The organism is Dyadobacter sp. SRI_021, from assembly GCF_057586235.1.
On sequence record NZ_JBYCZM010000011.1, the window covers coordinates 111,997 to 123,151 of the forward strand.

General features: G+C 50.8%; 10 protein-coding genes. 8 read left to right on the forward strand and 2 right to left on the reverse strand.

Translation table 11 applies throughout. From position 1 onward, the window contains the following. Window positions 1-34: 34 nt before the first annotated feature. A complete protein-coding gene (gene dctA / locus AC2YIT_RS26675) occupies window positions 35-1,306 on the reverse strand; it encodes a C4-dicarboxylate transporter DctA (RefSeq protein WP_487281217.1) in 1,272 nt (423 codons plus the stop codon). Between the two features lie 214 nt (window positions 1,307-1,520). Between dctA and AC2YIT_RS26680 the strand changes: the two genes are divergently transcribed. From AC2YIT_RS26680 to AC2YIT_RS26710, 7 genes are all read left to right on the forward strand, one after another. Then, window positions 1,521-1,868, forward strand: a complete 348-nt coding sequence (locus AC2YIT_RS26680) for a DUF6686 family protein (protein WP_487281218.1) — start codon at window positions 1,521-1,523, stop codon at window positions 1,866-1,868. Between the two features lie 42 nt (window positions 1,869-1,910). Beyond that, entirely contained in the window at window positions 1,911-2,708 is a 798-nt protein-coding gene (locus AC2YIT_RS26685) for a heme/hemin ABC transporter substrate-binding protein (protein WP_487281219.1), read from the forward strand. A 6-nt stretch (window positions 2,709-2,714) separates the two neighbouring features. Beyond that, on the forward strand, window positions 2,715-3,821 hold the full coding sequence (locus AC2YIT_RS26690; protein WP_487281220.1) for a FecCD family ABC transporter permease: 1,107 nt from the start codon (window positions 2,715-2,717) through the stop codon (window positions 3,819-3,821). Further along, the gene (locus AC2YIT_RS26695) at window positions 3,818-4,615 is read left to right on the forward strand and encodes a heme ABC transporter ATP-binding protein (RefSeq protein WP_487281221.1); all 798 of its coding nucleotides are present in this window, start codon (window positions 3,818-3,820) and stop codon (window positions 4,613-4,615) included. Before AC2YIT_RS26690 ends, AC2YIT_RS26695 begins: the two co-directional genes overlap by 4 nt. 25 nt (window positions 4,616-4,640) lie before the next feature. Then, window positions 4,641-5,687: a hemin-degrading factor gene (locus AC2YIT_RS26700; RefSeq protein WP_487281222.1), complete on the forward strand. Its 1,047-nt coding sequence runs from the start codon at window positions 4,641-4,643 to the stop codon at window positions 5,685-5,687. 289 nt (window positions 5,688-5,976) lie between these two features. Beyond that, the gene (locus AC2YIT_RS26705; protein ID WP_487281223.1) at window positions 5,977-8,529 is read left to right on the forward strand and encodes an adenosylcobalamin-dependent ribonucleoside-diphosphate reductase; all 2,553 of its coding nucleotides are present in this window, start codon (window positions 5,977-5,979) and stop codon (window positions 8,527-8,529) included. A 138-nt stretch (window positions 8,530-8,667) separates the two neighbouring features. Further along, on the forward strand, window positions 8,668-8,898 hold the full coding sequence (locus AC2YIT_RS26710; protein WP_430850122.1) for a helix-turn-helix domain-containing protein: 231 nt from the start codon (window positions 8,668-8,670) through the stop codon (window positions 8,896-8,898). A 5-nt stretch (window positions 8,899-8,903) separates the two neighbouring features. On the opposite strand, the gene purB is transcribed toward AC2YIT_RS26710, so the two are convergent. Next, on the reverse strand, window positions 8,904-10,259 hold the full coding sequence (gene purB / locus AC2YIT_RS26715; RefSeq protein WP_430850124.1) for an adenylosuccinate lyase: 1,356 nt from the start codon (window positions 10,257-10,259) through the stop codon (window positions 8,904-8,906). Between the two features lie 154 nt (window positions 10,260-10,413). Between purB and AC2YIT_RS26720 the strand changes: the two genes are divergently transcribed. Further along, entirely contained in the window at window positions 10,414-11,154 is a 741-nt protein-coding gene (locus AC2YIT_RS26720) for an MIP/aquaporin family protein (protein WP_487281224.1), read from the forward strand. The last annotated feature ends 1 nt before the right edge of the window (window position 11,155 follow it).

An 11,155-nucleotide genomic window follows, 5' to 3' on the forward strand; every position in this document is an offset into this window, starting at 1 on the left:
TCAAGCATAGAACACTAAAATACGACTTTTGGCACTACAACTTCGTCTGTTCCGGCTGCGTTACATCGCTCAAATTATCGGTAACAACATTCTCTGTTTCCTGAATATTGTTGAACGCGTATTCCATTTTACTGCGGTCGAATTCCTTTTCGTTGTTCGCAAGCCAGATCGTAGCGACGCCGTTGCCGATGAAGTTGGTAATGGCGCGGGCCTCCGACATGAAACGATCGACGCCGAGCAGAAGTGCCAACCCTTCGACCGGGATTACTTTAATGGCCGTCAAAGTTGAGGCGAGAACCACAAAACCGCTCCCTGTTACGCCTGCGGCCCCCTTCGAGGTGACCATCAGAATGCCGATCAGCGATAATATTTGCCCGATATTCAAATGTACATTGAAGACCTGCGCAAGAAAGATGGTGGCCATCGAGAGGTAAATAGTCGTTCCGTCGAGATTGAAGGAATATCCTGCGGGTACGACGAGCCCTACTACCGGTTTCGAACAACCCATTCGTTCGAGTTTGGCCATTAGGGAAGGTAAGCCCGCCTCTGACGAGGAAGTCCCGAGCACTATGAGTAATTCTTCCCGGATGTATTTCAAAAAGCGCCACAGGCTGATTTTATAGGTCCTTAAAATCAATCCCAAAACCCCGAAAATAAAGACCGCCATCGTCGCATAGACGGTTCCCATGAGCTTGGCGAGGGGCAGCAGCGTGTGAATGCCGTATTTCCCGATCGTGAACGCCATCCCACCCAATGCACCGATCGGCGCAAAGATCATCACGAGGTGCAATGCCTTGAAAACGTATTTGGATACAAAGTTCAGGCCATCTACAATACGCCGCTTGGCTTCAATGCGGCTCAGTACCGAGCCGAAAACCAATGCAAAAAGCAAAACCTGCAAAGTCACATTGTCCAGGAAAAATTGCAGCCAGCTGAAATCATGCGCCTTACCGGCATATTTGGAAATATCCCCCTTTTCCAGTGAAGCGGTGACCACGCCGTGACCGGGGCGGATGATGTTGGCGACGATAATGCCCACCACGAGCGCGAGGGTCGTCACCACTTCGAAATAGAGCAATGCTTTGGCACCCACTTTCCCCACCTTTTTGAGGTCACCCATGCCCACAATGCCCAAAGTGATGGTCAGGAAGATGATAGGATTGATAAAAAGCTTCACCACCGAAATAAACCCTTCGCCGAGAATCTTCATCTCAACCGCCTTTTCAGGGAGATAGTGCCCGAGCAAGGCACCGGCAGTAATGGCGGTAAGGACCCAGAAGGTCAGGTTGGTAACAAGCTTTTTCAACGGCGTTCAGGTAATAGGAATAAAACAGATCGTGTCGGGTGCCGCCCACTGTTGGTCGGGCAACTTATCAATTTACAATAATAAGAAGTCTCCCAGACGATTCCGGGAAGGTGGTTGTAAATTTTTATCAACTATTTATACTTGGTCTAAATTAATACCATATATTTGCCACAGACAAATGGCAGGCATTCACATCCATGATCATTAACAGGCTATGCAGGAGGATTCGCATTCATACAATTCGCTTCGGATTTTGAGCCACACCCCCAAAGGCTACATAGGGCAGTGCCATTGCTGCACGCATTTCAATTTCGCCTACGGTAATGTGCTGTTTGTCTTCACAGAGGACGGTCTGCGGGGCTTTCAATCCATTTTGTACGATCAATCCCACCTGCAAAGCATCGGCGAACCGCTTCCGCACGGCAAAGCCCATTTGCTGCCATCGCCCATCCCGAATTTCATCCTCTCTTTCGACGATACCGAATTAGAAGAGATCCGCACGATGTTTCAGGAGGCACTGCTGGTTTTGGAAGTGGATAAAATATTTTCCCACAAAAAGTAAAATACTGAAATGCAGACTCTTCCGAGATTCTATATTTGTTTAATGCTAATCCTCTCGGCAACGGGTGGGGGTTATGCAAAAGCGCTCCGCATCGTTTCGGCGAACGGGACATTAAGTGAAATCCTTGTGGGACTTGGTTTGGAAAAACAGATCGTCGGCGTGGACGTGACGAGCACCTTCCCCGCCTCTCTTGAAAAACTTCCGAAGATCGGCCATAACCGCACCATTGCCGCCGAGGGTATCCTTGCATTGAACCCCGACGTAATCATTTACACCAATCAGAGCATGCTATCGCCGGCGGTGGTGAGACAGCTGAACAGCAGCGGCAAAAAACTCGTCGAGTTCAAGCATGAGTATTCCAAAGAAGGCGCGATCAAACTGATCCGCGAAGTAGGCGCCTATTTCAATGCAAATGCCCAGGCTGAGAAAATGGTGAAAGCGTTGCAGGCCGACCTAGAGAAGATTCCTGCACCGGCTAACCCCAGGAAATTACTCTTCATCTACGCCCGCGGCACGGGCACATTAATGGTTTCCGGCACCGGCACTTCGCTGGACAAAATGTTCGCATTGGCCGGGCATAGGAACGCGGTCAGCGGTTTCACCGACTTCAAACCGCTGACCGCTGAATCACTCATTGCAGCTAACCCCGATGTGCTCGTACTGTTTTCCAGCGGATTAGAGAGCCTCGAAGGCATGGACGGACTCCTGAAAGTACCGGGCGTGGCGAATACCAATGCGGGCAAAAACCGCAGAATCGTAACTATGGACGGTCAATTCCTCACTGGCTTCGGGCCGCGGGTCGGCAAGGCAGCCATTGAACTCGCTCAAAAAGTAAAATAAGAGGCCATGCTGACAGAAACGATAAACGAGCGGGAAACAACAAAAGCAGAAACGCTTCATAAGCACATTTTACCCTCTTCGACGGCCAAGATGGTGTGGATACTGAGCTTCATCCTGCTGGCGTGCGTGATTTTTGCAGCATGCACCGGCGCTTTGTCGATTTCCATAAGCGAGTTATGGCGGATCGTCGCATTCAAGCTCGGCTGGATTTCCGAAATGCGGGTCGAGGAGCAAAAATCGATCGTTTTCTGGATCATTCGCCTGCCGAGAGTATGCCTGGCTGTGCTGATCGGCGCTGGATTGGGCATTGCAGGCGCATCGCTGCAGGGGCTTTTCCGTAATCCGATCGCCGACGCCACACTCATTGGCGTCACTTCCGGCGCTTCGCTTTTCGCTGCGTTCGTCATTATGCTCAACGTTAAATATTTTGGAATACTGAACGAGCTCGCCGGCGCATACAGCATTTCGTTTGTCGCCTTCGTCGGTGCGGCCTGCACGACCTTACTCGTGTATCAGCTATCAAAGCTCACCGGCGACGGCGGCGTCACCACATTGCTGCTCTGCGGGATCGCGATCAACGCATTCGTAGGAGCGATGACAGGCCTGATGACCTACCTCGCCGACGACGCACAGCTCCGAAGCATTACCTTCTGGAATCTCGGCAGCCTCGGCGGCGCCAGTTGGACGTCCGTCATGGCCGTAGGGCCGTTTGTAGCTGTTTCGATTTTCTTTATGCCTTATCTTTCAAAAGCATTGAACCTGCTCGTGCTGGGCGAAAGCCAGGCCGCAAGCCTCGGCGTGAATATGAAGTCATTGAAACAAAAAGTGATCATTCTCGCGACGATGGGCGTAGGCGCGTCTGTGGCTGTTGCGGGAACAATCGGCTTTGTTGGATTGGTAGTACCACACATTATACGCACGTTGTTCGGACCAAACCACCGGACACTCATCATCGGGTCGGCATTGTCGGGCGCTATCGTGCTCACCCTGGCCGATACCCTCTCCCGCACCATTGTAGCGCCGTCGGAGCTCCCGATCGGCATTCTGACGGCCATGCTCGGTACACCTTTTTTCATTTACATTTTGTGGGAACAAAAGCGCAAACGGCTATGATCGAGGTCAGGAATGCGGGATTTGAGGTTAGAGGTCGGAAACTGCTTGAAAATGTCAGTTTTTCAGTCAGATCAGGTGAATTCTGGGCGATCGTGGGCGCTAATGGTGCGGGAAAGTCGACGTTGATCAAATTGATCTCCGCGGAGTACAGCACTACGACGGGAGCGGTGCATTTCCACGACCGCGATCTTCGGAAATACAAACTGAAAGAGCTGGCCAGAAAACGGGCCGTATTGTCTCAACAAAACAATATCACGCTCTCATTCACCACACAGGAAATCGTGCTGATGGGCCGCTATCCGTTTTATGACGCCGATCCTGCGCAGCGCGACCTGGCGATTGTCGATATGTGCTTGAAAAAAGTGGGGATTGGCCATCTAAAGGGCCGCCTTTACCCGACATTGTCGGGCGGCGAGCAACAGCGCGTGCAGCTCGCCCGCGCGCTGGCGCAAGTGTGGGAGATCGAAAACGGCCTGCTCTTGCTCGACGAGCCTACTGCCGGAATGGACCTTTTGCATCAATACGAGACATTCCAGCTGGCAAAGGAGCTTACCCGTAAAAATTTCGCGGTGATTGCCGTGATCCATGACCTGAACCAGGCATTGCAATACGCCGACCGGGTACTGATGCTCAAAAACGGCCACGTCCATGCTATCGGCTTACCCGAAAGCGTGCTGACCGAGCATGCCATCCACGAGGCTTTCGGATTGCCGGTGCGGATTATCCAGCCGGAAATGACGCCGTACCCGGTGATTGTGCCGCAAGTGGCGCCCGTTTCGTACCATTTACCCTGATTAATAACTATTAAAATACGCAAACATGAAGTCAATCCTTTCACCGGACAGAACTGAATTGAAAGAACGCTGGGCGGAGTACAAGCTCGACAACCCCAAATCCCGCATCCGCGACGACGCCAAAGCGCTAGGCACCTCGGAAGCCGAACTCCTTGCCACCGGCTTGGGCGCCAATGTGCAGCTCCTCGACGGCGATTTCAGGGAGTTGATCAAGGAAATGGGCTCGCTCGGGCACGTGATGGCGCTCACACGCAACGACCACGTAGTGCACGAGCGCAAGGGGGTGTATGAGAAGATATCGTTCAATAACCACGTCGGCCTTGTGCTGGGCGAGGATATCGACCTCCGCCTGTTCCTCGGCGATTGGAAATTCGGCTTCGCGGTTTCGGAAAACGAGCGTTACAGCCTGCAATTCTTCAACAGTTTCGGAGAGGCGGCGCATAAAATTTACCTTACGGAGAAAAGCAACAAGGAGGCCTACGACGCATTGGTTACCAAATACCTGGCGGCCGATCAGGATGTAAACCTGTTTGTGAGCGAGAAAAAAGAGAAAGTAGCCGAGCCCGACGAGGCCACGGACCTCGACGAAGCGGCATTCCAGCAAGAATGGCTGGCGTTGAAAGATACTCACGACTTTTTCACACTGCTGCGCAAACACAACCTTTCGAGAAAGCAGGCACTGCGTAATGCTCCCGAAGGTTATGCCCACCGTATCAAGCCGGAAAGCATGAAACCGCTGTTCGACGCGATTTCGGAGACCGGACTGCCCATTATGGTGTTTGTTTCGAATCCCAACTGCATTCAGATCCATACCGGGCCGATCAAAAAGATCTTCGTGATGGGCCCATGGCTGAATATCATGGATCCGGAGTTCAACCTGCATTTGCGGGAGGATGCCGTCGACGAGGCCTGGGTAGTGCGGAAGCCTACCGAAGACGGCATCGTGACGGGCATCGAGCTCATCGACAAGGACGGGGTGATGTTCAACCAGTTCTTCGGCAAGCGCAAGCCGGGTATTCCCGAACTAGCCGAATGGCCCGCTCTAATCGAACAGCATTCGATCAGACTCTGACCCGAAAAGTAAGCGCGCCAACGCTTTAAGATAAAATTTCGCCATAGTAATTAGAAATTGCCGGCTTCATTAATGAGCCGGTATTTTTTTGCAAAAAATTACAGGCCACTTTTTTAATCAAAACAAAATTTTGTAAACTTTTCGAAAAAAGTAAAATATTAATACCCTGAAATACAGTATATTAACAACAAAATTTTGAAAACTTTTTCTCAAAACAACTTTCTTTTCAATCCCAAAATATATAGATTTGAAGCTCTCAACTTCTTCAAAAAACGTCTTATACCACCTAATGGAATCCATAAAATCTTCACAATCAGAAAGAACCTACACCAGTGATGAAGCCTTTCAGGCCTCGCTGGAATATTTCAAGGGCGACGACCTTGCCGCCCGCGTTTGGGTGAATAAATATGCTTTGAAAGATTCGTTCGGAGCCATTTATGAAGCGACGCCGAACGACATGCACCACCGCATTGCGTCGGAGATCGCGCGCATCGAGCAACGTTATCCGAACCCGCTGAGCGAAGCCGAGATTTTCGATCTGATCAAAGATTTCAAATACATTATTCCACAAGGCAGCCCTATGACGGGCATCGGCAATCCATACCAGATCGCCTCGCTTTCCAATTGCTTTGTGATCGGCAACAATGGCGCGTCGGATTCCTACGGCGGCATTATGAAGATCGACCAGGAGCAGGTGCAGCTCATGAAGCGGCGTGGTGGCGTGGGGCATGACCTTTCGCATATCCGTCCGAAAGGCTCGCCTGTCAAGAACTCGGCATTGACATCCACGGGTATCGTACCATTCATGGAGCGCTTCTCCAACTCTACCCGCGAAGTGGCCCAGGACGGCCGCAGGGGCGCACTGATGCTCTCGGTTTCTATCAAACACCCCGATTCCGAAAGTTTTATCGATGCCAAAATGGAGCAGGGCAAGGTTACCGGCGCCAATGTTTCGGTCCGGATAGACGATGAATTTATGAAAGCGGTGGACACGGGGACCACTTACCGCCAGCAATACCCCATCAAAAGCGCCAACCCTTCGCACATCAAGGACATCGACGCGACGGCGCTCTGGAAAAAGATCGTGCATAATGCATGGCAATCGGCCGAGCCGGGTATTTTGTTCTGGGACACCATTATTCGTGAATCCGTCCCCGATTGTTACGCCGACCTCGGCTACGAGACCATTTCGACGAACCCTTGCGGCGAAATCCCGCTCTGTGCCTACGATTCCTGCCGTTTGCTGGCCATTAACCTGTTCTCATACGTAGAAGATGCGTTTACCAGCAAGGCCCGGTTCAACTGGGAGCTGTTCAAAAAGCATATTGCGGCGGCGCAGCGCATGATGGACGATATTATCGATCTCGAACTCGAAAAGATCGATGCTATCCTGCAAAAAATTGATGAAGATCCCGAGGATGCCGAAGTGAAACGCGTTGAGCGCAACCTTTGGCTGAATATCCAGACCAAAGCCAAAGAAGGTCGTCGGACCGGTATCGGTATCACCGCGGAAGGCGACATGCTGGCGGCATTGGGCCTGCGCTATGGAAGCGACGAAGGCAATGCATTCGCGGTGGAAATCCATAAAACCGTGGCGCTGGAAGCGTACCGCGGGTCGGTCCACACGGCCAAGGAACGCGGCCCGTTCACGATTTTCGACTCAGAAAGGGAAAAAAATAACCCGTTTATCAATCGCCTGAAAGAGGCCGACGCGCAACTGTACTACGAAATGCTCGAATACGGCCGCCGGAACATCGCATTGCTGACGATCGCGCCGACAGGCACCACAAGTTTGATGTCGCAAACGACTTCGGGTATCGAGCCGGTTTTCCTCCCGGTTTATAAAAGAAGAAGAAAAGTCAATCCGAACGACAAAGACGTCCGCGTGGATTTTGTCGACGAGGTAGGCGATTCGTGGGAGGAATATGTGGTTTTCCATCACCGTTTCAAGCAATGGATGGAGGTTAATGGCTTTGATACCACTAAAAATTACGCACAGAAAGACCTCGATGAGCTGGTAAAAAAATCGCCTTACTATAAAGCCACTTCCAACGATGTGGATTACCTCAAGAAGGTAAAAATGCAGGGCGCGATCCAGCAGTGGGTCGACCACTCGATCAGCGTGACCATTAACATGCCGAACGACGTCACCGAAGAACTTGTAGGCGAATGCTACATGGAAGCATGGAAAGCAGGTTGCAAAGGCGTTACGGTATATCGCGACGGTTCACGTTCAGGCGTTTTGATCTCCAACACGGAGAAAAAGGAAGAGCCGAAAGACGGCAGCCCGACGCCATTCCCGACGGAACGCCCACAAACACTGCAAGCCGACGTAGTACGTTTTCAGAACAAAAAGGATAAATGGATCGCATTCATCGGCCTGATCGACGGTCGTCCGTACGAGATTTTCACCGGCTTTGCGGACGACGAAGATGGTATCCTGATCCCCCGATGGGTAAATGAAGGTTTGATTATCAAAAACCGGGAAGCCGACGGCAGCTCTCGTTATGACTTTCAATACAAAAACACGCGCGGCTATAAAACGACGATTGAAGGGTTGTCCTACAAATTCAACCCTGAATACTGGAACTATGCGAAGCTCATTTCCAGCACATTGCGCCACGGAATGCCGATCGAAAAGGTGGTAGACCTGATCAGCAGTCTCCAACTCGACGAGGCGATCAACACCTGGAAAGCCGGCGTGGCGCGCGCATTGAAACGCTACATCCCGGATGGAACCGAAGCCGTGAAGCAGAAATGCCAGAATTGCGGCTCGACCAATTTGCTGTACCAGGAAGGGTGTTTAACGTGCAAGGATTGCGGCTCATCGAAATGCGGATAAAAATCATAATTTTGAATGATTGAATAGACAACTATTCGGTCATTCAATCATTCAGTCATTCAAAACTTACTATACTCAAGCTCCTCATTTACCCACTCGCCTGCCCGGTTCAAAGCATTCACGCTTTAAACCGACACTATGGTTATTTCGCAAATCCTGATCAGGTACCGCAGAGATAATGCGCTTTCTCAAAGACAGATGTCCGACATGCTCGGCGTTTCGCAGGTTGGTTACCACAAATGGGAAACCGGCACCACCAAAATTGAAATGGAGCATTACTGTCGCATCGCGACGTTATGTGATGTGAGTTTGCTGGATCTTCTCCCGCGCGACTGGCAGGAGAAGATCAGGGATGAATTGGGGGTCTGACTTCCTTAAAAAGTCTCTTCTACAACACCCAGGTAGTTGAACGGGCTCAATGCGCGAAGTTCTTCCCGTATTTTTTCGGACACGTCCAGTGTTTCGATGAAACGCGAGATCGAGTCGTGGGTGATTTTTTCATTGGTGCGCGTCAATTCTTTCAGCGCCTCGTAAGGCTTCGGATAGCTTTCGCGGCGCAGAATGGTCTGGATTGCCTCGGCTACCACGGCCCAATTTTCTTCCAGTTCTGCTTTCAATACCTCGCCATTCAACTCGACTTTACCCAGACCTTTCAGCAGGGAGTTCAAAGCGATGGCCAAATGCGCGATAGGAACACCGATGTTACGCAATACCGTGGAGTCGGTGAGGTCACGTTGCAAGCGGGAAACGGGCAATTTGGACGCAAAATGTTCAAACAATGCGGATGCGAGGCCGAGGTTCCCTTCCGAGTTTTCGAAATCGATCGGATTTACCTTATGCGGCATCGCGGATGAACCAACTTCGCCTGCTTTGATCTTCTGTTTGAAATAGCCCATTGAAATGTACGTCCACATATCCCGGTTAAGGTCTGTGAGGATCGTATTCAGGCGTTTCAGACAGTCGAAAGTAGCCGCCAGGTTGTCGTAATGTTCAATCTGCGTTGTGTGGCGGCTTCTTTTTAGTCCTAATCCTTCCACAAAATGGTGGCCGAATGCCATCCAGTCCTGCTTCGGATAAGCAACGTGGTGCGCATTGAAGTTACCCGTTGCGCCACCGAATTTCGCCGAATGCGGTATTTTGTCGAGCATTTCGAGCTGGCGTTCCAGGCGTTCCACAAAAACCAGGAACTCCTTACCCACCCGTGTAGGCGACGCCGGCTGCCCGTGCGTGAATGCGAGCATCGGCACGTTTTTCCACTCGATCGACATTCTTTTCAATACGAAAAGCACCTGGCGGAACAACGGTTTAATCTGCCGCTCCATCGCGTCTTTCAGCGAAAGCGGGATCGCTGTGTTGTTGATATCCTGCGAAGTAAGGCCAAAGTGGATAAATTCCTGGTAAGATTCGATGCCCAGCTTTTCGAATTGCTCCTTAATGAAGTACTCGACAGCCTTCACATCGTGGTTGGTCACCTTTTCGATGTCCTTTATATGTAATGCGTCTGCTTCGCTGAAATCTTCATAGATCTTGCGCAATGACGCATATTTCTTCTTGTCAAATTCTGATAGCTGAGGGAGGGGAATTTCACAGAGTGCAATGAAATACTCGATTTCTACATACACCCGGTAGTAAATCAGGGCGTATTCCGAGAAATAAGCCGAAAGTTCAGATACTTGTTTGTAATAACGGCCATCAACCGGAGAGATCGCCGTAAGCTGATTTAATGACATGATTTTCAATACAAAAATTGATTATCAGGCAAAGTTAGCAGAATTCACGGTCCTAAAATGGTAAAACCAGAACGAAAAATTCTTTTTGGGATTGGAAACAGAAATTATAAAACTATTCGCATATTCGTTCACTAACCTTGATTATACAAAGCACATGCAGCCTTCGCCTTTCATTGGAGAATTAATCGGAACCATGGTCCTTATTTTGTTAGGCAACGGCGTCGTCGCCAATGTCGTGTTGAAAAAAACCAAAGGCGAAAGCGGTGGCTGGATCGTCATTACCGCAGGATGGGCGTTTGCGGTGATGTTCGGGGTGTTCACAGCCAATGCATTCGGCAGCGCGGCAGCACATTTGAACCCCGCGGTAACCGTGGGTTTTGCGGTACTTCAAAACGATTACAGCCTTATTTCAACTTTCATTCCGGCGCAGCTGATTGGCGCATTCCTGGGAGCTGTGCTGGTTTGGATGCAATATCTGCCGCATTGGGGCGCTACCGAGGATGGCGGATCCAAACTGGCCTGTTTTTCAACCGGCCCGGCCATTAAAAGTACCGGGGCCAATTTCCTGAGTGAATTTATCGCAACCATGATGTTGATCGTCGGCATTGCAGCCATCGGGTATGCCGGCACTTCCGATCCCGAAAAAGGCGGCATTCCGTCCGGTGTAGCGCCTTACCTGGTGGGTATGCTCGTTTGGAGTATCGGTCTATCGCTCGGCGGTACTACCGGCTATGCGATTAACCCCGTGCGCGACCTCGGCCCACGCATTGCCCACACTATCCTGCCTATTCCCAACAAAGGGAGCTCCGACTGGGGTTACGGCTGGATTCCCGTTCTGGCCCCCATTGCGGGAGCCATCATCGGTGGACTGATTTTGCGTAGCTTCTCTTTATGAT

Excerpts from the sequence above, each read along its gene's own strand:
- AC2YIT_RS26680 (WP_487281218.1), top strand. The coding sequence starts at position 1,521 with ATGCAGGAGGATTCGCATTCATACAATTCGCTTCGGATTTTGAGCCAC.
- AC2YIT_RS26685 (WP_487281219.1), top strand. The coding sequence starts at position 1,911 with ATGCTAATCCTCTCGGCAACGGGTGGGGGTTATGCAAAAGCGCTCCGC.
- AC2YIT_RS26690 (WP_487281220.1), top strand. The coding sequence starts at position 2,715 with ATGCTGACAGAAACGATAAACGAGCGGGAAACAACAAAAGCAGAAACG.
- AC2YIT_RS26695 (WP_487281221.1), top strand. The coding sequence starts at position 3,818 with ATGATCGAGGTCAGGAATGCGGGATTTGAGGTTAGAGGTCGGAAACTG.
- AC2YIT_RS26700 (WP_487281222.1), top strand. The coding sequence starts at position 4,641 with ATGAAGTCAATCCTTTCACCGGACAGAACTGAATTGAAAGAACGCTGG.
- AC2YIT_RS26705 (WP_487281223.1), top strand. The coding sequence starts at position 5,977 with ATGGAATCCATAAAATCTTCACAATCAGAAAGAACCTACACCAGTGAT.
- AC2YIT_RS26710 (WP_430850122.1), top strand. The coding sequence starts at position 8,668 with ATGGTTATTTCGCAAATCCTGATCAGGTACCGCAGAGATAATGCGCTT.
- purB (WP_430850124.1), bottom strand. The coding sequence starts at position 10,259 with ATGTCATTAAATCAGCTTACGGCGATCTCTCCGGTTGATGGCCGTTAT.
- AC2YIT_RS26720 (WP_487281224.1), top strand. The coding sequence starts at position 10,414 with ATGCAGCCTTCGCCTTTCATTGGAGAATTAATCGGAACCATGGTCCTT.